Below are 24,486 nucleotides of genomic sequence, written 5' to 3'. Positions count from 1 at the left end.
CGATTCCTGCGAGCGGCACGCAAGGCTACGCGGAGAACGCGCCCGTGCTCATCGGGCAATGGCGGGACATCGCGTTTGCGGAGCACCATCGGTGCATCATGCCGCTCGTTCCGACGGCGCCGTGCTGGCCCTGTCGTTGCGCCACGGCCCGGTTCCGGCGGGCCGGCGGATGTTCGACGTTTCGGCGCAAGAGACCATCGAGCTCGCGAAGGCTCATGGATGGCGAACCGTGTTGAACCTCCAGACCGAATCGTTGCAGCGCGGCAACCGGCGTATGGGCGTGACGTGGAGCCGACTGGCTTTCGTCAAGGAGGGCGCACCGGGCTAGCGTCGAACGACGCGCGCGGCAGGGGCGCGCACGCGTGGCGACGGCAGGATCAGGCATCGCCGAGCGTCGACGAAGACGAACCCGCCAGCACGAACGCCGCGCCGTCGGGCGTCAGCGTCCGTCCCTGTGCGGTCGTGGCAGCGTCGGGGGCGTGACGGGGTGGTAAAGCGGGGGTGGTGAAGCAGGGGTGGTAAAGCGCATCGATCCGGATTGACGGCCTTCATCGAGGTGCGGTAAACGGACGGTCATACCGGCGCGGCTCGGAAACGACGCGCGGTGACGACAGAATCGCTCCCTGCGACGGACGTCGGTGTCCGTCGGTTGCCGGGGCATCCAGACGGAGGCAGACAATGACACGTGTTCGCGTCGCAGGCTTCACCATTTCGCTGGACGGATTCGGCGCCGGTCCGGATCAGGACATCGATCATCCGCTCGGCGTGGGCGGGATGGAACTGCACCAGTGGCTGTTCCCGACACGCACGTTCCAGCGGACCCTGTTCGGGAAGGACGGCGGGACGACCGGCGTCGACGATGATTTTGCCGCCCGTGGCTTTCGGAACGTCGGCGCGTGGATCCTGGGGCGCAACATGTTTGGTCCCGTTCGGGGCGACTGGCCCGACATGAACTGGAAAGGCTGGTGGGGAGACAGTCCCCCGTATCACGTGCCCGTTTTCATCCTGACCCACCATGCCCGGCCGTCGATCGAGATGGAAGGCGGCACGACGTTCCACTTCGTCACCGGCGGCATTCGCGAGGCGCTCGACCGCGCGCGCGAGGCCGCCGGCGCAATGGACGTGCGGATCGGCGGCGGGCCGGACACGATCCGGCAGTATCTGCGCGCGGGGCTCGTCGACGAACTGCATTTCGCGATCGCGCCGGTTTTGCTCGGGCGGGGAGCGTCGCTGTTCGACGGCGTCGATCTGCGGGCGTTGGGGTACGAATGCGTTGAATATGTGCCGTCGGAGAAGGCCATGCATGGGGTGCTGCGGCGTCATTCTCATGCCGATGCCTGACTGTTGCGTGAATGGCGACAGGGTTGCCAGGATGCGGTTTTGGCCCGGATGTCGGGGGGCGAGCGGGGTATGAGCGATTGTTTTCGGGGTGTCGGCTGACGAAGCGCAATCGGCGCTGCACGAAGCTGCCGCGCGAGGAAGGCCGGGGTGCGTCGTCAATGTGAGTTCTGACGGTGCATCCGTCGTACCCGGAACGACGGCATGGGTCGGTTCCCGCCCTGCGGGCCGTATGACCGCGTAGAAGCCCGCATCGCCCGCTTCCGTCACGCGGATAGAAAACTGTATGGACATACAGTATAGTGTCCCCTTCCATGGCGTCCCGCGACACCGCCCATCCGGCGGCGCGGGGCTCGCCGCAGCCGCGCCGCCGCGCTTTGGCGGCTGCGCCCGGCGCTCTCATTCGGACGGTCGGACAACGTGTCTACTACTGGAAAAATCCGCATTCGCGGCGCGCGTCAGCACAATCTGAAGAACCTCGATCTGGACCTGCAGACCGGCCAGATGACGGTCGTCACCGGCCCGTCGGGTTCGGGCAAGTCGAGCCTCGTGTTCGATACGCTGTATGCCGAAGGGCAGCGCCGCTACGTCGAAACCTTCAGCGCCTACGCGCGCCAGTTCCTCGACCGGATGGACCGGCCGCAGGTGGAGCGGGTGGACGGCGTGCCGCCCGCCATCGCAATCGACCAGACCAACCCGGTGCGCAGCTCGCGCTCGACGGTCGGCACGATGACCGAGCTGAACGACCACCTGAAGCTGCTGTACGCGCGCGCGGCCGCGCTGTTCGACCGCGAGACCGCGCAGCCGGTGCGGCACGACTCGCCCGAGACGATCTACGCGGAACTCGCGGCGCGCTGCGCGCAGGACGATCCGCGTCTCGTCGTCACGTTCCCGGTCGAGTTGCCGGACTCGGCAAGCGACGACGAGGTCAGCCAGTGGCTCTCCGCGAGCGGCTACACGCGCGTTCAGGCGCAGCGCGAGGTCGCGTCGCCCACCGGGCCGCGCAAGGTGCTCGACGTGGTGGCCGACCGGCTGCGCATCGGTTCGGCCGGCAAGGCCCGCGTGATCGAGGCCATCGAGGCGTCGCTCAAGCGCGGCAGCGGCCGCGTGAACGTCTACGTGCTGCCGCAGGATCCTCAGGCTCCGCCGGCCGCCGCAGGCGACGCGCCGGGCGCCGCCGGGCCGCAGATCTGGCGCTTCTCGACCGGCCTGCACAACCCGGACAGCGACCTGCGCTACGCGGAGCCGCAGCCCGCGCTGTTCTCGTTCAACTCGGCGTACGGCGCGTGCGACGCGTGCCGCGGCTTCGGCCGCGTGATCGGCGTCGATCTCGGCCTCGTGATCCCCGATGCGCGCAAGACGCTGCGCGAGGGCGCGATCAAGCCGATGCAGACGCCCGCGTGGAAAGAGTGCCAGGACGACCTGATGCGCTATGCGGCGAAGGCCGGCATCCCGCGCGACACGCCCTGGGAGGCGCTCACGCAGGCCGAGCGCGACTGGGTGATCGGCGGCGCGCCGGACTGGAACGGCAAGTGGCAGACCCACTGGTACGGGGTGCGGCGCTTCTTCGCGTACCTCGAATCGAAAGCGTACAAGATGCACATCCGCGTGCTGCTGTCGAAGTACCGCAGCTACACGCCCTGCGAAACCTGCGGCGGCGCGCGTCTGAAGACCGAGGCGCTGCTGTGGCGCCTCGGCACCCGCGAGAACGCGGATGCCGTGCTGGAGCCGGCGCGCCGCTTCCTGCCGCGCGGCGTCGCGTGGCGCCGCGCGCAGCTCGAAGCGCTGCCGGGCCTTACCGTGCACGACCTGATGCTGCTGCCGATCGCGCGGATCCAGCGCTTTTTCGACACGCTGACGCTGCCCGGCGCGCTGCTCGACGACGCGCTCAAACTGCTCCTCGCGGAAGTCCGCACGCGCCTGAAGTACCTGTGCGACGTCGGGCTCGGCTACCTGACGCTCGACCGGCAAAGCCGCACGCTGTCGGGCGGCGAGGTGCAGCGCATCAACCTGACCACCGCGCTCGGCACGTCGCTCACGAAGACGCTGTTCGTGCTCGACGAACCGAGCATCGGTCTGCATCCGCGCGACCTGAACCGGATCGTCGAGGCAATGCACCGGCTGCGCGACGCCGGCAACACGCTGGTGGTGGTCGAGCACGACCCGTCGGTGATGCTGGCCGCCGACCGGCTGATCGACATGGGACCGGGCCCCGGCGAACGCGGCGGCTCGATCATCTTCGACGGCACGCCGCGCGAGATCCGCGGCGCCGGCACGCTGACCGGCGACTATCTCGCCGGGCGCCGCCACGTCGCCGACGCCGCGCACTGGGCGCGCCGGCCGGTCACGCCGGACACGCCGCGCATCGTGCTCGAAGGCGCGTCCGAGCACAACCTGCAGGACGTCACGGCCGCCATTCCGCTCGGGCGGCTTGTCTGCATCACCGGCGTGTCCGGCTCGGGCAAGTCCACGCTGATCCAGGACGTGCTGTATCCGGCGCTCGCGCGCCAGCTCGGCATCGCCACCGAATCGCCGGGCGCGCACCGGCGGCTCGCCGGCGCCGCGCAGATCGGCGACGTGGTGTTCGTCGACCAGTCGCCGATCGGCAAGACCGCGCGCTCGAATCCGGCCAGCTACGTCGGCGCGTTCGACGAGATCCGCAAGCTGTTCGCGAAGGTGCCGCTCGCGCAGCAGCGCGGTTACGGGCCCGGCATGTTCAGCTTCAATTCGGGCGACGGCCGCTGCCCGACCTGCGGCGGATCGGGCTTCGAGCACGTCGAGATGCAGTTCCTGAGCGACGTCTATCTGCGCTGCCCGGACTGCGACGGCCGGCGCTACCGGCCCGAACTGCTCGAAGTGAAGATCGCGCGCGGCGCGCACGCGCTCAGCATCGCGGACGTGCTGGAGCTGACCGTCAGCGAGGCCGTGGCGGCCTTCGCCGGCGACGCGGAGGTGCTGCGCGTGCTGCAGCCGATCGTCGACGTCGGCCTCGAATATGTGAAGCTCGGCCAGCCGGTGCCGACGCTCTCGGGCGGCGAGGCGCAGCGGCTGAAGCTCGCGGGCTTCCTCGCCGAGACCGCGCAGGCGCAAAAGGCGCAAAAGGCCGGGAAGGCCGGGAAGGCCGGGAAGGACGGGAAGGACGGGAAGGACGGGAAGGACGGGAAGGACGGGAAGGACGGGAAGGACGGGAAGGACGGGAAGGCCGGCGCCGGCGCGGCCCCGGCCGTCGCGCGCCTGTTCATGTTCGACGAGCCGACCACGGGCCTGCACTTCGACGACATCGCGAAGCTGATGCAGGCGTTCGGCAAGCTGCTCGCCGGCGGCCACTCGCTCGTCGTGATCGAGCACAACCTCGACGTGATCCGTGCGGCCGACTGGCTGATCGATCTCGGCCCCGAAGGCGGCGACGCGGGCGGCCAGGTCGTCTGCGCGGGCACGCCGGACGACGTGGTCGCGTGCGCCGCGTCGCATACCGGCGCCGCGCTGAAGCAGTACGCCGCGGCGCTCGGCGCGTCCGCGGCGGGCGAGTTGCCGGGCGCATCGTTCGGCGAGCCGTCCGGCGTGCCGCTGCAGCAGGCGCTGAAGGCGGCGCGCGCGCGGCGCGAGGTCGAGGGCGAGGACGTCGTGCGCATCGTCAACGCGCGCGAGCACAACCTGAAGGCGCTCGACGTCGATATTCCGCACGGCCGCTTCAGCGTGATCACCGGCGTGTCCGGCTCGGGCAAGTCCACGCTCGCGTTCGACATCCTGTTTCACGAGGGCCAGCGCCGCTACCTCGAATCGCTGAACGCGTACGCGCGCTCGATCGTGCAGCCGGCCGGGCGTCCCGAGGTCGACGCGGTCTACGGCATTCCGCCGACCGTCGCGATCGAGCAGCGGCTCTCGCGCGGCGGCCGCAAGAGCACGGTCGCGACCACGTCGGAAGTCTGGCACTTCCTGCGCCTGCTGTACGTGAAGCTTGGCCTGCAGCACTGCGTGCACGACGGCACGCCGGTCACCTCGCAAAGCGTCGAGTCGATCGCGGCGCAGTTGCTGCGCGACCACAAGGGCCAGCACGTCGGCCTGCTCGCGCCGCTGGTCGTGAACCGCAAGGGTGTCTACACCGATCTCGCGAAGTGGGCGAAGGCGCGCGGCAACACGCATCTGCGCGTCGACGGCGCGTTCGTGCCGGTCGATCCGTGGCCGCGCCTCGACCGCTTCCGCGAGCACACGATCGAGCTGCCGGTCGCGGACCTCGTCGTGTCGGCGGACAACGAGGCCCCGCTGCGCCAGCTGCTCGACGAGACCCTCGAACTCGGCAAGGGCGTGATGCATCTGCTCGCGCCGCTCGACGGGCTCGCGCAATGGCTGCAGGCGGGCAGCGCGGGCGCGCCGTTCGGCGAGGTCAAGGTGCTGTCGACGCGGCGCGCGTGCCCGGTGTGCGGCACCAGCTACCCGGAACTCGACCCGCGCATGTTCTCGTACAACAGCAAGCACGGCTGGTGCACCGGCTGTGTCGGCACCGGTCTCGCGCTGACGCGCGAGCAGCGTGCCGCGTTCGACGACACGGTGCTCGCCGAAGACGGCCGCGGGCGCGAACAAAGCCTGCCGTCGGAGGAGCAGGAGCCCGAAGGCGTCGGCGACACGCCGTGCCCGGATTGCGGCGGCACGCGGCTCAATCCGGTGGCGCGCGCGGTGACGTTCGACGCGCATCCGATCGTCGAGATCGCGCAATGGACGGTGTCCGGCACGCGCCGCTGGATCGACGGCCTGCAGCTCGCGGGCCGCGACGCGCAGATCGCGCGCGACGTCGTCAGCGAGATCGGCAGCCGGCTGCAGTTCCTCGAGGAGGTCGGGCTCGGCTATCTGAGCCTCGATCGCGCGGCGCCGAGCCTGTCCGGCGGCGAGGCGCAGCGCATCCGGCTTGCCGCGCAGCTTGGCAGCAACCTGCAGGGCGTCTGCTATGTGCTCGACGAGCCTACCATCGGCCTGCATCCGCGCGACAACCAGATCCTGCTGAACGCGTTGCGCAAGCTCGGCGACAAGGGCAATACGCTGGTTGTCGTCGAGCATGACGAGGACACGATCCGGCGCGCCGACCACATCATCGACATCGGGCCGGGTGCGGGCAAACGCGGCGGCACGCTGGTCGCGGCGGGCGGCGTCGCCGATCTCGCCGCGCAGCCGGCGTCGGTGACCGGGCGCTTTCTCGCGCAGCCGATCGTCCATCCGCTGCAGCCGCGCCGCACGGTCGTGCCGGCGCGCCGCGGCGCGCCGGCGCAGCCCGGGCAGTGGCTCACCGTGCACGGCGCGCATCTGCACAACCTGCGCGATATCACGGTGAGCCTGCCGCTCGGGCGTCTCGTCGCGGTGACCGGCGTGTCCGGTTCGGGCAAGTCCACGCTCGCGCGCGACGTGCTGATGACGAACCTGCTCGACGCGGTCGGCCGCTCGGTGCTGTCGTCGCCGGCCACGCGCCGCGCGCGCGCGGCCGTCGCGCAGCAGGCCGCCAGCAGCGCAGGCAGCGCAGGCAGCGCGGGCAGCGCGGGCAGCGCGGGCAGCGCGGGCAGCGCGGGCCGTGGCGCGGCGCACGCGCCGCTTCACGTCACGCACGACTGGCAAGGCTGCACGGGCCTGAGCGGCTGGGAAGCGATCGACCGCGTGCTCGAAGTCGACCAGACGCCGATCGGCAAGACGCCGCGCTCGTGCCCGGCTACCTACATCGGCGTGTGGGACGCGATCCGCAAGCTGTTTGCCGGCACGCTGGAAGCCCGCGCGCGCGGCTATAGCGCGTCGCGCTTCTCGTTCAATACCGGCGACGGACGGTGCCCCGTGTGCGAAGGGCAGGGCGTGCGCACGATCGGCATGAGCTTCCTGCCGGACGTGAAGGTGCCGTGCGACGTCTGCCACGGCCAGCGCTTCAATCCGGAGACGCTGGCGGTGACGTGGCGCGGCAGGAACATCGGCGACGTGCTCACGATGGAGATCGACGAAGCCGTCGATTTCTTCGACGCGGTGACGAGCATCGCGCATCCGCTGAAGCTGATGCAGGACGTCGGGCTCGGCTATCTGACGCTCGGGCAGCCGTCGCCGACGCTATCGGGCGGCGAGGCGCAGCGCATCAAGCTCGTCACCGAGCTGAGCAAGGTGCGCGACGACATCACGCGGCGTGGCCAGAAAGCGCCGCACACGCTGTACGTGCTCGACGAACCGACGGTCGGCCTGCACATGGCCGACGTCGCCCGCCTGATCAGCGTGCTGCACCGGCTCGCGGACGGCGGCCACAGCGTGATCGTGATCGAGCACGACCTCGACGTGATCGCGGAAGCCGACTGGATCATCGACCTCGGCCCGGAAGGCGGCACCGGCGGCGGCACCGTGGTCGGCGCGGCCGATCCGGAAGGGCTCGCCCAGGTGGCCGGCAGCCATACCGGCGAAGCGCTGCGCCCGGTGCTCGCGCGCCAGCCCGCGCAGGACGCGCGGGACGCGGACGAGGCGCCGGAGGTGCGCGTGGCGCGCGCGACGAAGCGCGTCGATTCCGCGTGACGCACTTGAAAACATCATGGGTCGCGCGGCCATTTCCCCTTGATCATGGCCTCTTCCAGCATGCCGAGGGTGAGTGAGCGTCCGCCGAGCAACGATCGAGCCTGTGGACTGAAGAGCGATTTCAGCGTCACCATGAAAAATGCGCGCGCACTCATGCCGGCTTGCGGGATGTAGTACGTGACGTCAAAATCCTTGATGTCGACCCGGAACCGGTCGGCCTACCTCTGCATGACTTCCCCGATTTTTCGCGGTTCCCAGTCGAGGTCGTGATACAGGTCCGTGTCGCGATCGAGTTTTTCATCCAGCCCAAATAAAGAAGGGCTATGTATTTCCGCAATGAATTGCTGTAATTGGCACTATGAGTGGTCCATTACAAACGGTCATCCTGCGAGAATCAACGCGACGCCGACAACGTCCCCGATCCCAGGCTCGTCTAGCGTTTCATCCACCGCAATCAGGAAAAATAGTTCTGATGGAGTGAGATCTCTGTTCACTCCGTAGCTGTAAGATTTTTTCACATTCTTGCCAGTCTTTTCGATGCTTATTAAGCATAACGAATAATAATTCAAGAGGCAACGCAGGTTCGATTCTTGATATTTGATGCGTAGTGCGGCTTCGAGAGATGGAACGTTCCCGTTCCGAGGCTGCGGCGGAACGGGCAAATCGTCCCTTGTCTAGCTCGCGGCGCCCGGCGCGCTTGCACTCGCCGCCGGCAGGCAATCCTCGCGGTATTGCGCGTGCAGTTTCTTCTCGGCGGCTTCGATGTCGGCCGGATAAATGGTCTCGTCGTCGCTCGGCTTGTAGCCTTGGGCTTCGAGCTCGCCCAGCTCCTGCATCAACTGCGCATGCGTGACCTCGCCTTTCGCGGGGACGAACGGGTAGTCGTGGCATTGCTGCGGCGTCAGGTGCGGCGCGGCCATGGCGCTCGCGCTCGCGACGAGCAGCAGGGTCATCCATGCAGTGCGGGTTGGGTATTTCATGTTGGCCATCCTTTGACAGGTGAAGGGAGCGCCCGGAATGGGCGCCGGATGGACACAGGCTAGGGGAGCGGCCCTACCGGAATGGCGTCGGCAGGATGAAAGTTCGTTCATGCCCGCCAGCGGGGCGCACGGCGCGGCGAGCGGGGCCGCCCAGGGCGGAGATGTCGTAAACTTAAATATATTTTAATGAAACGGAGGGGGGGTTTTTAGGCGCGCGCGCGTAGTCTGCGCAGTCGAAGCTTTCAATTTAATCGCTAGCCGTACCTCCCCCGAACGGAGCCGCCAATTGAATATGGCATCATGCAAGCCTGCAGACAACCTGTCGCACAGCCCGCTGAACGCCGCCGGGCAGGCTGCGGCACGTGAGACGATCATGTCGCGAGTGCTGACGATCGAAGACGATGAAATGACCGCGCAAGAAATTGTAGGCGAACTGAAAAGTCGCGGTTTCACAGTCGACTGGGTCGCCAACGGCCGCGACGGAATGGCGCGCGCGATCAGCGACGCGTACGACGTGATCACGCTCGATCGCATGCTGCCGGGCGTCGACGGCCTGACGATCCTCACGACGATGCGCAGCATCGGCGTGCAGACGCCGGTGCTGATGCTGAGCGCGCTCGGCGACGTCGACGAGCGGGTGCGCGGCCTGCGCGCCGGCGGCGACGACTATCTGACCAAGCCGTTCGACCCCGAGGAGATGACCGCGCGGCTCGAAGTGCTGCTGCGCCGCAGCCAGAGTCCCGCTGCCCAGCTCGAAACCGCGCTGCGGGTGGGCCCGCTCGAACTGGACCTGATTTCGCGCAAGGTGTCGCGCGACGGGGAGGAAATCGTGCTGCTGCCCACCGAGTACAAGGTGCTCGAATTCATGATGCGCCACGCCGGCCAGACGATTACCCGCACGATGCTGTTCGAGGCCGTCTGGGGCTACCACTTCGACCCGGGGACGAACCTGATCGACGTCCACATGGGCCGCCTGCGCAAGAAAGTGGATCCGCCGGGCGTCAAGCCGCTGATCCAGACCGTCCGGGGCTCGGGCTACATCCTCGGCTGAGCGCACGATCTTGACGGACGCTTCCTTTTTCGCCCAGACCTCTCTCGGGCGCCGCTGGCACTCGACCACGTTTCGCCTGATCACGATCTACGCGGTGATCTTTTCGTCGTCCGTGATGGCATTGCTCGGCTTCATCGGCTGGACCGTGACCGGCCAGATGGAGCGCGAAACCGACATCGTGATGAAGTGGCAGGCCATCTACTTCGACTCGATGCCGGGCAATGCGCTGGCCGCCGCGATCAACCGGCGGCTCGAACACGAGCGCATGCACGAGGACTACTACGGGCTGTTCGCGCCGGACGGCACGCGGATCGCCGGCGACGTGGCGGTGCTGCCGCCCGGCATCCCGCTCGACCGCAGCGGCGTGACGCTGCATCACACGCTGCAGGTCGCCGGCGGCGTGCCGTCGCCCGTCGTGCGCGTGATGGCGCAGCAGCGCGCCGACGGCGACACGCTCGTGCTGGGGCGCGACCTCACGCACATCCTGCGCATCCGCGACACGATCATCAAGGCGCTGATCTTCGGCGGGATGCTGTGCCTGACCGCGGGCGTGCTCGGCGGCCTTGCGCTGAGCATTCGCCAGATGAGCCGCCTGAAGGCGATCCGCCGCGTGACCGCGCGCATCGCCGACGGCGATCTCGGCCAGCGCCTGCCGGTCGGCGGGCGCGACGAGATCGACATGCTCGCGCATCTGGTCAACCACATGCTCGAAGAAGTCGAGCGCCTGATGAACGAGGTGAAGGGCGCCTGCGACGGCATTGCGCACGATCTGCGCACGCCGCTCGCGCACGTGCGCACGCTGCTCGGCCATATCGCGGAGCGCGCCGATGCGCTCGGCGACCGGCAGCTGTGCGCGAGCGTCGAGCGCGCGCGCGCCGACACCGATGCGCTGCTCGACCGTTTTCGCGCGATGTTGCGCATCTCCGAGATCGGCGCGCTGCAGCGGCGCGGCGGCTTCGCCGAGGTGTATCTGCGCGCGCTGGTCGAGGAGGTCGGCGAGCTGTACGAACCGCTCGCCGAACTGCATGCGGTCCGCTTCGACGTGCATACCGAGGCGGTGGCCGCGATCCACGGCGATCGCGCGCTGCTGTTCGAGGCGTTCAGCAACCTCGTCGACAACGCGGTCAAGTTCACGCCGCGCGGCGGCGCGGTCCGCATCGCGCTGCTGCGTACGCCCGACGGCCCGGTCGTCGAGATCACGGACACCGGGCCCGGCATCCCGGAGCGCGAACGCGACGCGGTGCTGCAGCGCTTCTATCGCGGCGAGCACACGCGCCACGTTGCGGGGTCGGGGCTGGGGCTGTCGATCGTGTCCGCCGTGATGCGCGTGCACGACTTCGCGCTGCACATCGGCAGCGCCGATCCGGGCACGCGCGTGACCATCGAATGCTGGTCGAGGACGCTCGCGTGAGCGGGGTCCCGATCGCCCTTTTTCTTGTCCCGCGACGGTGACTGAATGCGTATCCTTTTCGTCGCACCCCCCCATCACGAATCCACATGGCTCTTCAAGGCGCTGCAGGAGAGCGCCCACAGTCTGGAGCGCGCCGAAGACCTGCGCGACGGCGCCTTTCTCGCCGGCCAGGAGCCGTTCGACGCGCTGATCCTGATGGCCTCCGACATCAACGCCTACCCCGCGGTGCTCGATGCGCTGCCGCACTTCGTGCGGGCCGGCCAGGGCGCGGCGATCGTCGTAATGATCGGCCAGGCCGGTGCGCAGGATCGCGCGCGGGCGCTGCGGGCGGGCGCGGATGCGTGCTTCGGGCATCCGTATTCGTTCATCGAAATGCACGAGCGGCTGCAGGCGTTGCGGCGCGCGAGCGCGTCGCGCGCGGCGCAGGAGGCGGACGCGGACCCGGTGCCCACGCTCGATCCGCTCACGCACGAACTGGTGTCGGGCACGCGCCGCATGGGTGTCACGCGCCGCGAATATCTGCTGCTCGAATGTCTGATGCGGCAGCCGAATGCCCCGGTGCCGCGCGACCAGCTGATCCGCTACGCGTGGCCGGAGAAGGACGAGGTCGATCCGGCGAGCGTGAATCTGGTCGTGTCGCGGCTGCGCCGCAAGCTCGCGCAGCGCCTGCCGCAGGTACGCATCGAGACGGTCAGCCGCTACGGTTATCAGTTGAGCACGCTGTAGCGGCGCAAGGCGTGGCACACCTTGTCGCACCGCACCGCACCGCAGCGCACCGCACCGCACCGCACCGCACCGCAGCGCAGCGCACCGCACCGCACCGCACCGCACCGCACCGCACCGCACCGCACCGCACCGGAAACCGCGCGCTCGCACGCACGATGCCGGATGCCGCCCGGAAAAGCGCAAAGGCCCGCTTTGCGCGGGCCCGGGGCGGCCGCCCGCGGCATGCGCGCGGGCGGGAAAGGCGACGCGCGCTCAGCCGAACAGATAGCCGGAGCCGCGGATCGTGCGGATCATCGGGCGCGTGCCCGGGACCTGCACCTTCTTGCGCAGGCGTCCGACGTGCACGTCGATCAGGTTCGTGCCCGGATCGAAACGGCAGCCCCAGACGGCTTCGAAGATCATCGTGCGCGTGAGCACCTGGCCCGCATGCCGCATCATGAATTCGAGGACGCGGAATTCGGTGGGCTGCAGTTCGAGCGCGCGCTCGCCGCAGGTGACGCGGCGGCGCACCAGGTCGAGTTCGAGCGCGCCGCTGCGCAGCGTCGTCTGCGCTTTCACGCTGATCGGCCGGCGTCGCAGCAGCACTTCGATGCGCGCGAACATTTCGTCGAGCGAGAACGGCTTGGCCAGATAGTCGTCGCCGCCCGCGCGCAACCCCTCGATCCGGTGCTCGACTTCCGTCTGCTCGCTCGTCACGAGCACTGGCGTTTCGAGGCCCACGCCGCGCATCGTCGTGAGGATCGTGAGGCCGTCGAGGTCGGGGAGCCGGCGTTCGAGCGTGACGACATCGTATTCGCCCGCCATCGCCTTCGCCATCCCTTCACGGCCCGTGCGCGCCACGTCGACACTGAAGCCGCTCGCGCTCAGGGTGCGCACGATGTCGTTCGCGACTGCCTCGTTTTCTTCGATTGTGAGTATTTTCGCCATGATTCGTCGCTGCAGGGTTGCGGGGTCAGGCGACTGCGCGCAGCGCGACCGTCTTGTCCGGTGCGCGGTACTGGTTGACGGCGAAATCGATGAAGCTGCGCACTTTCATCGAAAGATAGTTGCGGCCCGAATAGACGATCGACACGCTGCGCGCGCCGCCATTGACTTCGTAGCCTTCGAGCAGCGGCACGAGCGCGCCGCTCTGGATGTCCTCGTTGACGAACGGCAGCGGCAGCAGCGCAATGCCCATGTGGTTGAGCGCGGCGATGCGCACCATCGCGCTGCTGGTGGCGGTCAGGCCGTTGCCGGTGCAGACCCGGTGCACGCCGTCCGCATCGGTGTATTCCCACATGCGCGAGGTGCCGTCGGAGACCGTCAGCAGCGCATGGCGGGTCAGCGCGGACGGATCGCGCGGTGTGCCGCTGCGCGTCAGATAGGTCGGCGAGGCCACCGTGACCTCGGCGATGCTGGTGAGCGTGCGGCTCACGAGCGTCGAGCTGGCAAGGCGCCGGTCGTCGGAGAAACACACGTCGAAGCCGCCTTCGACGATGTCGATATGCGTGTCGTACGTCGTCACGTCGAAATCGACGCGCGGATGCTGGCCCCGATAGGCGGCGAGCAGCGTGCCGAGGCCCGACGCCGCGAACGTCATCGGCGCCGCGATGCGCAGCGTGCCGCGCGGGTCGCGCGTGGTCTGCACGAGGTTCGATTCCATTTCATCGAGCTTCTCGATGATCGCGCGGCAGCCTTCCAGATATTCCTTGCCGACGTCGGTGAGCGACAGGCTGCGCGTCGTGCGGTTCAGCAGTCGCATATTCAGGTGTGCTTCGAGCATGCTGACGCTGCGCGTGACAGCCGCTGCCGACATGCCCAGTTGCCGCGCCGCGAGATTGAAGCTGGCGAGATCGACCACACGCGTAAACACACGCATCGCTTGTAGCTGGTTCATGGTGGTGACATCAGAAAATGGACGATGCGTGAATGATGGGCGTTTGCAGATAAAACACGCCTGCCACCTCGATTAATTATTTTTTAGTTTGTCGCGATGTTCATGAAATTAATCAGCTATCCGCAAAAATGGCAGCCTTGCGTAAGAATGACAAGGGATGTTGAAAGTTCGGGGTAGGGCAGACGAAAAAAAAGCGCGGACGAGCCGCGCTTGCTAAGGAGATCTTGAAAAAGACCGCGTTTCCGCGGGTGCTTGAGTATAGGCCGGCGCCCGTGCGCGGCGAGACGCGTTTCTGAAAGACAATCGTGCGGCGAGCGGTATAAAGCGGCGCGCGCCCTCGCGTCGCGCGCGCCGGGATGAGCGTGCCGTTCAGCGTCGCACGACGCCCATCAGCAGCGTGACGAGGAAGATCACGACGAAGATGAAGAACAGCACCTTCGCGATTTCCGCCGCGCCCGCGGCGATGCCGCCGAAACCGAATACGGCGGCGATGATGGCGATGACGAAGAAAATGGCTGCGTAGCGAAGCATGGACTCCTCCTCCTCGGTGGACGGATGTCGTCGGGAATGGCCGGCGTGCGTCCGCACCGGTTTGCCGACGCGCGGCACGCGTGGCCGCCGGGCGACATTCAGCAAACGGCGTGCCCGGGTTGTCTTGAGGTACGCGCGGCTCGTCTGAGGAACGGCTTCAGTGCAGCGTCACCGGCATGCGCCGGCGCGGGCCGGTCGGCCACGTCGTGACCCGGTCGCGGCCGCTTTCCTTCGCGCAGTAGAGCGCGGCGTCGGCGTGCGCGAGCAGCTCGGCGGCGCTCGCCGGGTACTGGCGGTTCACCGTCGCGACGCCGACCGATACGGTCACGTGCCCGCTGTCGCCGCAGGGCGCCGGCACGGCGAGCTGCGCGACCGCGGCGCGCAGGTTTTCGCCGATGCTGCGCGCCATCTCGCGATCGCAGTCGGGCAGCACGACCGCGAACTCTTCGCCGCCGAAACGGGCGACGAAATCGCCGCCGCGCCGCAGGCTCGTCTGCAGCGCAACGGCGACGGCCACGAGGCAGTCGTCGCCGCGCAGATGACCGAGCGTGTCGTTGAAGGCCTTGAAATGATCGATGTCGACCATCAGGATCGAAAGCGGATGCTGGGTGTGGTAGGCCCGCGCGAGCGCGGCCGGATAGTGTTCGTCGAAGTGCCGCCGGTTGTAGAGGCCGGTCAGCCCGTCGCGCTCGGCGACCGCGCTCAGCCGGGCATTGGCCGCATGCAGTTCGCGGTACAGATGGCTGATCTCCCAGATCAGCACGCCGAGCACCGCGCTCGACGCGAACACCGATTCGACGCGCGACACATACCAGCCGACGCTAAAGCGCTCGTTCGAGACGATCGACACGACGACGTCCGCGAGGCCCGCGAGCAGCGCGACGCCGAGCCAGAGTTCGAGCACGCTGCGCAGGCGGGTACGGAGGACCAGATAGAGCAGCGCGGCCGCGCACACCAGCGCGATGCCGATGCCGCGCGGACTGTGCGGCAGCCGCTGGTCGGTCTGCGCATCCATCAGCGGCGGCAGCCACCCCTGATGGCGGATCGCCAGGTAGCCGAGCAGCAGCGCGAGCGCGATCGGCGTGCCGGTCAGCAGCGCGCCGATGCGCGCGGTGCGCGGCGCGCTCAGCGGCGCGGGGTGGCGCTGCTGCACCGCGAGCGCGGCCGCGACGAACAGCGGCGTGCCGCAATGCCAGAACGCCCAGATCCAGACCGAGCCCTGCGCGCCGGCGCCGAGCAGACCCGCCGGCGCGAACACGCCGGGGAAGACCAGCAGTTGCAGCATCACCGCGATCGCCGTGTATCCATACGCGCCGGCGAGCACGGCGAGAAAGGCATGCCGCGTGATCACGAACTGCGTCCACAACAGATAGGCGGTGAGGCCCTCGGTGGCGAACACCGCGACCGCGAACATCGGCAGGAAGGCGGGCACCGTCGGCGCCGGAGCGCGAGCGACCGGCAGCACGCCGACAGCCACGGCGGCGATGAACGCGGCCACCGTGTAGGCCGCGATCCGGTGACGGCGGCTCGCCGTCAGGCTCATGATGCTGCTTTTCATGCAACGCGTATCCGCAGGCGGAGAAATGGCGTGTGGAGGCCGGATAAGGGACGTCACGTGTCCGGTGCGCCGGACCTATCGCGCATTCTATCGGCTGGTGCGGCCTTTGAGCGGCCGGTCCGTCGCAAGATGAGGACTTTTTTGCTGGTTCAAGGCTGCGGACTGGGTAAAAATGACCGGATTGTGCGGTGACAGGTGGCGCGCCATTTGAATCGATGCGGGCTAATCGGTCATTTTTTCAACCTTGATAATGAGTCAGACTGTATTCATGTGTAATTGACGCATTGAGCATTAAATGCAGGCGATTGAATCGCTGGCGTGCCGCAGATATTACCGGCCGACAAAACTCAATGGCGCCAATGTGCCGCATGTTTCGAAACCGGGTACCGGCGTGCGATGAGTCGTTGCGCATAATGCGAAGCGCTGAAAACATGCGGTGTCGCTGCAACACCTTGAGCCGGCGGACATTGTGCGGCGCGATGCCGCACGTGGGGGTGTTAAGCATCGACAGAAAACGTTTGCGCCGCTTCAAACCCGCCGATTTAACAATTTGCCGGCCCGTGGCTATCGACGGAATTAAAGTTAAAAGCGGCGTGGGGATAAAAAAGAATGCATGCAAGCCACAAAATTCAAGTTAAAATCCGCGCCGATTCATTGATGCGGCGCAGGGCCTGTCCGCACGGCGAATCCGTTGGGGAGGTCAATCGCAGCGCCCTCCGAATGCGGCGCAATGGCGGCAAACCGCGGTGATTTCCGGCCTTCGTGAAACGGGACCCAAGAATCGCACTGCGCCTGCGCGCAGCGCATCCAGAAGAACGATATGCGAAACAGAACCGACCGGGCCGGCCCCGCATCGCGCGGGCCGTGGGGGCAGTGGAAAGCGCAGCGCCGCACGGTGGCGCGCGCGCTGTGCGCAGGCGTGCTGTGGCTGCTCGCCTGTGCGCTCGGCACGCCGGCGCGAGCTCAGGCTCAGGCTCAGGCTCAGGCTCAGGCTCAGGCTCAGGCTCAGGCTCAAACCCAGGCTCAGGCACAAACCCAAGCTCAGGCACAAACCCAAGCTCAGGCACAAACCCAAGCTCAAACCCAGACCGGCGCGCCTGACAGCCTGCCTGCCGCTGTGCAGCCGGTCCCGGCCGCCGCCGGCGCGGCCGCCGCCGGGCGTCCCAATCTCGCGTTCTACTTCGGCGCAAACCCGCCAGTCGACGAGTTGCAGGCATTCGACGCGGTGATCCTCGATCCCGCGCGCGGCTTCGATCCGCTCGCCCATCCGCTCGCGCACACGCGGTGGCTGGCGCGCACCACGGCCGAGTCCGGCGAAACGCCCGCGCAGTTCGTCGCGCAGACGGTCGAGCCGCTGTGGCAGCGCGGCTATCGCGGCTTCCTGCTCGATTCGCCGGCGGCACTCGCCGCCATCGGCGCGATTCGCGCCGCGCACCCGGACGCGCGGCTGGTGGTCGGCGGCGCGGATGCGCTGCAGGCAGCCGCGCCGGTCGCACACGATCTCTATGCGGTGGTCGGCGACTCGCTGGTATCCGGCCTGAACGCGTCCGGCACGCTGCCGCTCGACGTGCCGCCGGCGCTGCGCGACAGCCGCGCGGCCGCGGCGCGCGCGTTCACCGCGCAGACCGGCGTGCCGGTGGTGTCGCTCGAATACTGCCTGCGCACCGACCGCGCGTGCGCGCGCCGCACCGCGGCGACGGTGCTCGCGCTGGGCGTCGAGCCTTACGTGACGAGCCCCGCGGAAGACGTCGTCGGTATCGGCGCGATCGAGGTGCTGCCGCGCAAGATTCTCGTCGTGCAGGACCGCGACCCGAAGACGCCGCTCGACGGCAGCATCGGCGTGCGCGATCTCGCGACCCCGCTGAACTACCTCGGCTACGACGTCCAGTACGCGGACTTCGCGTCCGGGCTGCCGAACGACATCACGCCGGACCGTTACGCAGGCGTCGTCGTCTGGCTGCAGGGCTCCGGCGTGCCGAACACGCGCGCCTGGGAGCGCTGGATTGCCGCGCGCGTCGTCGACCACGTGCCGGTCGCCTTCCTCGACCAGTTCGGCTTCGATCCGGGCGGCCCGCTTGCCGCCGGGCTCGATCTGCAGGCGGTGCCCGGGCCGTTCTCGGGACCGGTGAGCGTGATTTCGCGCGATCCGATGGTCGGCTTCGAAATCGATCCGCGCGCCGATCCGCGCGATCTGCTCGGCGTGCGCGTCGGCGCGAAGGGGCATGCGCTGCTGCGCCTCGGCGTGAACGGCAGCGAGGTCGATCCGGTGGCGGTCATGCCGTGGGGCGGCTACGCGCTGGCGCCGTACACGGTCGTGTCGCTCGACGGCGTGGAGATGGAGCGCTGGGCGATCCAGCCGATGAAGTTCCTCACCGCCGCGCTGCGGCTGCCGGCGCTGCCGTCGCCGAGCGTGACCACCGAAAACGGCCGCCGCCTGCTGATGACGCACGTCGACGGCGACGGCTTCGCGTCGCGTGCCGAGTTCCCCGGCCCGGACTACTCGGGCGAAGCGCTGTACGAGCAGATTTTCACGCGCTACAAGATCCCGATGACGCTGTCGGTGATCGAAGGCGAGGTCGGTCCGACCGGGCTGTATCCGAAGATTTCGCCGCGGCTCGAGGCGATCGCGCGCAAGATGTTCGCGCTGCCGTGGGTCGAGATCGGCTCGCATACGTACTCGCACCCGTTCCAGTGGGAGGACGTCGACGGCAGCACTGGCGCAAAGGTCGACCGCGGCGGCGGCGATGCCGCGTTCTCGCTGAACATCCCGGGCTACAAGTTCAACATCGACCGCGAGATCGCCGGCTCGATCGCCTACATCAATTCGCGTCTCGCGCCGCCGGGCAAGAAGACCGTGGTGCTGCAATGGTCCGGCGACTGCGAGCCGCCCGCGCTCGTCGTGCGCAAGGCGTACGAGGCGGGCGTCTACAACTTCAACGGCGGCGACACGGTGATCACGCGCTCGTCGCCGAGCTGGACGTCGATCGCGCCGATCGGCGTCGACAAGGGACCGGGCGCGTATCAGGTGTACGCGCCGAACCAGGACGAGAACGTCTACACGAACGACTGGCAGGGCCCGTTCTACGGCTTCGACCGCGTGCTCGAAACCTTCGACATGACCGACCGCCCGCTGCGCTTCAAGCCGATCGACATCTACTACCACATGTATAGCGGCACGAAGGTCGCGTCGCTGCGCTCGCTCGACCACATCTTCACGACCGTGCTGCAGGAGCCGGTGCTGCCGGTGCACGTGACCGACTACATCCGCAAGGTGCTCGACTGGCGCACCTTCGCGGTGGCGCGCGAGACCGGCACGCCGGACGGCTGGGTGGTGCGCGGCAACGGCATGGTGCGCGAGCTGCACTGGGCAGGCCGCGAGGTGCCCGACCTCGCGCACGCGTCGGGCGTGACCGGCTACGCGCCGGGGCCGGACGGCACCTACATCCACATCGCCGACGGCGCCGCGCGCTTCACGCTCGACCCGGCCGGCAGCGCCGCGCCGATGCGGCCGTACATCGCGGTGGCCAACGGTTTCGTGCGTCATTTCCAGGTGAAGCCGCACGGGCTGGCGTTCGAATTCGGCGGCTACTACCAGCCGTTCGTCGAACTCGCGAACGCGCAGCGCTGCAGCGTGCGCGTCGCCGGCCAGCCGGTCGCCACGCACGCGGACGGCGCGCTGCTGCGCTTCGAGACGAACGGCGTCGCCGGCCAGCGCGTCACGTACCAACCGGTCGAGATCGACTGTGGCCGCTAGCCGTCCGCGCATCGCGCCGCCGTGGCTCGTGCTGCTGCTCGCAGCCGTCGTGCTGCTGACCTTCTACGCGACGTGGCCGCGCGAGGGGCTGCGCGAACGGATCGCCGCGACCACCGGCCCGAGCGAGCTCGGCGTCGCCTATCTGGAGGCGTGGCTGCGCGTGCAGCCCGATAACGTCGAACTGCTCGAGACGCTCGGCGCGCAGTACGCGCAACTGGGCCGCCGCGCGGAGGCCGAGCGGATCGCGGCGCGCATGGACGCGCTGCCCGACGCGCGGCTGCATCGCGCGGCGACGCTGCTGCGTCTGAACGTGGACGAGCAGCAGGCGTTCTCGTTCCCGCCCGGCGACCCGCGCCGCGCGAGCGCACTGGCCGCGCTGCGCACGCGGCTGGCAGCAGTGGCCGGCGACGCGTGGGGCAATGCGGACCTCGCCGTGCTGGCCGGCTACGCGGCCGCGCTCGACGCGCCCGCGCTCGCCGCGCAACTGTACGGACGTCTGGCGCGGCAGGACGCGCCGAACCGCCCGCGCTGGAATGCCGAGGTCGCGAAGTACGGACTGTGGGCCGGCGACTACCGGCGCGCCGCCGCCGCGTGGTTCAGCCTGCAGGCCGACGCGACGACGCGCGCCGCGCAGCGCCGCTGCTTCATCGCCGGGGTCCGCGCGCTGCAGGCGGGCAACCTGCTCGACGAGGCGCTGCAGGCCGCCGATGTGCACATCGGCACGCTCGCCGACGATCGCGACACGCTGATCGTGCTGCTCAATCTCGCGCGCGCCGCGCAGCGTCCCGACCTCGTGGACCGCTATGCGAAGACGCTGCTCAGGCTGTCGACGCAGCAGCAAGGCAGCGCGCGCGCAGGCGGCAGCGGGCCGCTCGCACTGCGCGCGGCGCCGGCGCCGCAAGGCGCGCGCGCGGCCGCCTATCTGTACATGGACGGACCGGTCGGCGACGGATGGCGCGGCGTGCGGCGCACCGCGGCGCGGTGGGGCGAGGCGAGGCTCATCCGCGTGTCCGTCACCGTGGGGCAGGGCGACGGCCCCGTGCCGGCGGCATCGGCGGCACGGGCAGCGGCGCCGGCCGCGGCAGCCCTGCCGCACCCGGCGCCGCCGCCCGCGGCACCGCCGCGCCTGCAGCCGGGCGTGCCGCCTGTCGCCGTGTCGGGCGATCTGCCGGGCCTGCTGTACCAGTCGTTCCTCGAATCGAGCGACCTCGACAACGCGCAGAAGGTCGCCGCCGCGCAGGTCGCGAAGGATCCGCATTCGGCGCTGTGGCTCAAGCGCCTCGCGCAGGTGGCCGAGTGGAATCGCGCGCCGCTGCTGGCACTGCACACGTGGCTCGCGTACGCACAGGCGTCGAACGATCCGCTCGGCTGGGCCAACGTGCTGCGCCTCGCGCCGATGCTGCATGACGACGCGTCGTACGTGGTCGCGCTGGTGCATGCATCGGATGCGGCGCCCGGGGACATGCGGCTCGTCGATGCCACGACCGAAACCTACGAGCGGCTCGGCCGGCCCGAGGACGCGCTCGCGTTCCTGCGCGCGCGCCTGCGCACCGCCGGCAGCCACGCGCTCGACGAGCGCATGGCGCTGCTGGCCGAGCGCGCCGGTCACGACGACGAGGCGCTGGCGATCTGGCGCAAGCTGCAGCAGGCGGAGCCCGGGAATACGTCCTACGCGCTGCACGGCGCGAGCATCCTGTATCGCCACGGCCAGTATGCGCAGGCGCTCGCGATGCTGCAGACCGCGAGCCCCGGCGCGCCCGATTCCGACACGCTGTTCTGGCGCAACGACGCGCAGCTCGCGCGCCTGCTGCAGCAGGACAGCGTCGCGGACGCGGCCTACCGGCATCTGCTCGCGAGCGGCGACGCGGCGCCCGAGGACCTGAGCGCGATGACGTACTTCTACGACCCGTATCCGCTCGACGCGGGCCGCACGTCGCAGCTTCAGTTCGAGCGCGATCACACGACGCGCGCGCTGCAGGAGGCGATCTACTACTACACGCTCGCGCAGGCGATGGACCGCGCCGACGCGCTGCTCAGGAGCCTCACGCCGCAGGAGCGCGCGCGGGCCGAGCGCTCGGCGGGCTTTCTCGGCGCGCGCGCGGAGTTCTACCGCGAGACGGGGCAGCCGCTCGCCGCGCTCGCCGACCTGCGCCGCGCGGTCGATCTGCCCGACGCGACCGACGACGTGCGCGCCGCGCTGATCTGGACGCTCGTCGACTACGGCAGCGACGCCGATCTGCGCACCGTGCTCGCCGCCTGGCGCGCGCGCTCGCTGCAGGACAGCGCGCTGTGGGGGCCGTTCGCGGCCGCCGAGATGCGCATGAGCCGGCCGGCCGCGGCGCTGCAGTATCTGCAGCGCCAGAGCGCGTCGATGTCGCGCGATCCGCTGTGGCTGCTGACGCTCGCCGAAGCCTGCGAGAGCGCGGGCGACGCGGATCTCGCGTGGTCGATCCGCCGCAAGGTCTGGCTGCAGATGGCGCACGACGTGCAGACTGCGGCCGCCGGCGGCAGCGCGGCGCGCGCGCTGCTCAGGAACCGGGCGGGGCAGGACATCGAGCGGCGCGACGAACTGCGCGGCCGGCGCGTGCTGCTGGCCGACATCTTCGAGAATGGCGACGCGTCGGCGGCCTTGCTGGGGCGCTTGCTGAAGGACGACGGCGGCCGTGACCCGATGGCCGCGACGCGCCGCACGCTGCTCGGCGACGCGCCCGGTTTGCCGCCCGCGCCGGCAAGCCATGCGATGGACCGCACGGCGGCCGCGCGGCTGCGCTCGGCGGTGGCGCTCGACGTGGCGATCGCGTGGGCGCTGTCGCACGAGTCCGATCCGCTCGCGAAGCGCTGGCTTGCGCAGCAGTACGCGGGCCGCCTCGCGCGTCCGGCGGACTCGCAACTGACGCTCGCGCTGGCCGAGGGCGACACCGCGACGATGCAGCGGCTCGTCGATCACCAGGGCTCGCGGCTGCCGATCGACGGGCGCATCGACGCAACGCTCGCGCTCGACCGGCCGGGCGAGGCCGAGCAGCTCGCGTTCGAAGGCCTTGCCGGCGCGCCGCGGAACACCGACCTGCATACGCGCCTCGTCGATACGGCGCTGGCGTGGCCCGAGTCGCTCGACGCGAACGCCGAAAGCTACGTCGAGCATCCGCTCGATTACGTCGAGCAGACGCTCGCGGGCAGCCTGAAGATCGCGGACGCCTATATGGTCGGCGTGACCGGCGTGCAGCGCTATCAGTGGAGCACCGACCGGACGCAGCTCGTGAACGTGCCGGGCGTCGACCGCTCGCTCGGCGTCTATCTGCGCCGCCAGACGCTCGATACCGCGCTGCAGGTGAACGCCGGACGGCGCGAGGGGCTCGACAGCTTCGACACGTTCAGCATCGCGGGCGAGCTCGGCCGCAATTCGGCCGTGACGCTCTCGGGCAGCGCCGGGCGCAACCAGAGCGCGACCGAATCGCAGCAACTGCTGGTGGGCGGCATGAAGGATAACCTGATCGGCGGGGTGCGCTGGACGATCTCGCCGCAGCTGTTCGCGACGGGCAGCGTCGAGGCGGACCGCTTCTACAGCCAGGCGCGCGACTATCTCGGCAGCGGCGTGCTGTCCACCGGCGAGATCGACTACAAGATTCGTGTCGACTATCCGGACTTCACGCTGCGCCTTGCCGGCGCGCGCGGCAACTATTCGGCCAATGGCGGCGTCGATCCGCTGCTCGCGCGGCTGTATCCGGTGTCGCTCGGGACGATCGCGGCGACGAACGTGATGCCGCCGACGTATGCGCAGTACGGACTCTTTTTCAGCTTCGGCACCGATCTGCTCGATCAGTACACGCATCGCTGGCGGCCGTTCCTCGACGTCGGCATCGTGCACGATTCGGTCCAGGGCTGGGGGCCGCAGGTGACCGTGGGCGTGGCCGGCAGCGTGTTCGGCGGCGATCACGCGGCGTTGTATCTGGAGCACGAGAGCGTGTCGCAGGTCGGCTCGGCGCCGGTGACCGTGATCGGCGGACGCTATAGCTGGTTCTACTGAATACCCCGGCGCCGGCCGCGCCCCGCTCGCGGGGCCGCCGGGCGACGCAACCGGGGCGGCCCGGCGCGATCCTGACGGACGCGGGCGCGGCAGCTTGCCGCGCAGCCGGAATGAATGACGACATCGACGAAGGAGTGGGGCAATGAACAGAACGCAAGGGTGGAAGCGGGCCGCGTCGTGGTGCGCGGCGGCCGCAGCGGCAACGCTGCTGCTGGCGGGTTGCGGGACGCTGAAGGAGACCGCGGCGCCGGCGCTGCACGCGCACGACGCAGTGGCGGTCGGCGCGATCGCGAACTACACTGAAACGCCGTCGGCCGGCCAGAGCGCGGCGTCGATCGCTGCGAGCGTGCTGCGCGCGGACGGTCTCGCCGACGTGCGCATCGCGCCGGACGACGCGGGCTCGAACGCGCTGTTCGATACCGCGCAGCGCAACGATGCGCAGCAAAAGCTCGCGTGGGCGCAGTCGCAGCAGATCCGCTACATCCTGTCCGGCTCGGTCGAGGAGTGGCGCTACAAGACGGGTGTCGACGGCGAGCCGGTGGTCGGCCTGACCTTCGAGCTCACCGACGTGCGTTCGGGGCAGATCGTCTGGAGCGCCACGGGCTCGCGCAGCGGCTGGAGCCGTTCGAGCCTCGCGAGCGTGGCGACCGGGCTGATCGCGAAGGTGCTCGCGCCGCTCGCGCCGCGCCGTTGAGCCGGCATGCGCTGCATG

Annotated in this window: 13 protein-coding genes and 2 pseudogenes; 9 read left to right on the top strand and 6 right to left on the bottom strand. The window is 69.1% G+C overall.

Features of this window, described 5'->3' with window-relative positions; genetic code table 11:
* Window positions 1-124 precede the first annotated feature (124 nt).
* From AC3AP7_RS10285 to uvrA, 3 genes and pseudogenes are all read left to right on the top strand, one after another.
* Window positions 125-328, top strand: a pseudogene (locus tag AC3AP7_RS10285) (class I SAM-dependent methyltransferase); the annotation flags it as partial.
* A 350-nt stretch (window positions 329-678) separates the two neighbouring features.
* Complete coding sequence (locus AC3AP7_RS10280) at window positions 679-1,341, top strand: dihydrofolate reductase family protein (protein WP_475763377.1); 663 nt, start codon at window positions 679-681, stop codon at window positions 1,339-1,341.
* 381 nt (window positions 1,342-1,722) lie between these two features.
* Window positions 1,723-7,863 (top strand): excinuclease ABC subunit UvrA, encoded by a 6,141-nt coding sequence (gene uvrA, locus AC3AP7_RS10275; RefSeq protein WP_475767989.1) that lies wholly within the window; start codon window positions 1,723-1,725, stop codon window positions 7,861-7,863.
* Between the two features lie 383 nt (window positions 7,864-8,246).
* On the opposite strand, the pseudogene AC3AP7_RS10270 reads toward uvrA, so the two are convergent.
* Both AC3AP7_RS10270 and AC3AP7_RS10265 read right to left on the bottom strand, forming a co-directional pair.
* Window positions 8,247-8,381: pseudogene (locus tag AC3AP7_RS10270) on the bottom strand (STM2901 family protein); the annotation flags it as partial.
* 156 nt (window positions 8,382-8,537) lie between these two features.
* Window positions 8,538-8,843: a DUF4148 domain-containing protein gene (locus AC3AP7_RS10265; protein ID WP_475763379.1), complete on the bottom strand. Its 306-nt coding sequence runs from the start codon at window positions 8,841-8,843 to the stop codon at window positions 8,538-8,540.
* Window positions 8,844-9,216: 373 nt separating this feature from the next.
* On the opposite strand from AC3AP7_RS10265, the gene AC3AP7_RS10260 reads away from it, so the two are divergent.
* The 3 genes from AC3AP7_RS10260 to AC3AP7_RS10250 are packed head-to-tail and all read left to right on the top strand — an operon-like array spanning window position 9,217 to window position 12,031.
* Window positions 9,217-9,894, top strand: coding sequence for a response regulator transcription factor (locus AC3AP7_RS10260; RefSeq protein ID WP_475767991.1), 678 nt, complete (start codon window positions 9,217-9,219; stop codon window positions 9,892-9,894).
* 10 nt (window positions 9,895-9,904) lie between these two features.
* Window positions 9,905-11,305: a sensor histidine kinase gene (locus tag AC3AP7_RS10255; protein WP_475763381.1), complete on the top strand. Its 1,401-nt coding sequence runs from the start codon at window positions 9,905-9,907 to the stop codon at window positions 11,303-11,305.
* A gap of 45 nt (window positions 11,306-11,350) precedes the next feature.
* On the top strand, window positions 11,351-12,031 hold the full coding sequence (locus AC3AP7_RS10250; RefSeq protein WP_475763383.1) for a response regulator transcription factor: 681 nt from the start codon (window positions 11,351-11,353) through the stop codon (window positions 12,029-12,031).
* 252 nt (window positions 12,032-12,283) lie between these two features.
* On the opposite strand, the gene AC3AP7_RS10245 is transcribed toward AC3AP7_RS10250, so the two are convergent.
* The 4 genes from AC3AP7_RS10245 to AC3AP7_RS10230 all read right to left on the bottom strand — a co-directional run bounded on the left by AC3AP7_RS10245 (window position 12,284) and on the right by AC3AP7_RS10230 (window position 15,996).
* Window positions 12,284-12,958 (bottom strand): response regulator transcription factor, encoded by a 675-nt coding sequence (locus AC3AP7_RS10245; protein ID WP_475763385.1) that lies wholly within the window; start codon window positions 12,956-12,958, stop codon window positions 12,284-12,286.
* A gap of 25 nt (window positions 12,959-12,983) precedes the next feature.
* On the bottom strand, window positions 12,984-13,907 hold the full coding sequence (locus AC3AP7_RS10240) for a LysR family transcriptional regulator (protein WP_475763387.1): 924 nt from the start codon (window positions 13,905-13,907) through the stop codon (window positions 12,984-12,986).
* A gap of 369 nt (window positions 13,908-14,276) precedes the next feature.
* A complete protein-coding gene (locus AC3AP7_RS10235) occupies window positions 14,277-14,438 on the bottom strand; it encodes a DUF1328 domain-containing protein (RefSeq protein WP_475763389.1) in 162 nt (53 codons plus the stop codon).
* Window positions 14,439-14,595: 157 nt separating this feature from the next.
* A complete protein-coding gene (locus AC3AP7_RS10230) occupies window positions 14,596-15,996 on the bottom strand; it encodes a sensor domain-containing diguanylate cyclase (protein WP_475763391.1) in 1,401 nt (466 codons plus the stop codon).
* An 820-nt stretch (window positions 15,997-16,816) separates the two neighbouring features.
* Here AC3AP7_RS10230 and AC3AP7_RS10225 point away from each other — a divergent pair.
* The 3 genes from AC3AP7_RS10225 to AC3AP7_RS10215 all read left to right on the top strand — a co-directional run bounded on the left by AC3AP7_RS10225 (window position 16,817) and on the right by AC3AP7_RS10215 (window position 24,468).
* A complete protein-coding gene (locus AC3AP7_RS10225; RefSeq protein ID WP_475763393.1) occupies window positions 16,817-19,750 on the top strand; it encodes a bifunctional glycoside hydrolase/polysaccharide deacetylase family protein in 2,934 nt (977 codons plus the stop codon).
* The gene (locus AC3AP7_RS10220) at window positions 19,740-23,774 is read left to right on the top strand and encodes a tetratricopeptide repeat protein (protein ID WP_475763395.1); all 4,035 of its coding nucleotides are present in this window, start codon (window positions 19,740-19,742) and stop codon (window positions 23,772-23,774) included. Before AC3AP7_RS10225 ends, AC3AP7_RS10220 begins: the two co-directional genes overlap by 11 nt.
* A 142-nt stretch (window positions 23,775-23,916) precedes the next feature.
* Window positions 23,917-24,468, top strand: coding sequence for a penicillin-binding protein activator LpoB (locus AC3AP7_RS10215; protein WP_475763397.1), 552 nt, complete (start codon window positions 23,917-23,919; stop codon window positions 24,466-24,468).
* Window positions 24,469-24,486 lie beyond the last annotated feature (18 nt).

It is taken from the genome of Paraburkholderia sp. PAMB 6770 (assembly GCF_057748135.1).
This window is presented reverse-complemented; position numbering and strand designations above follow the sequence as displayed.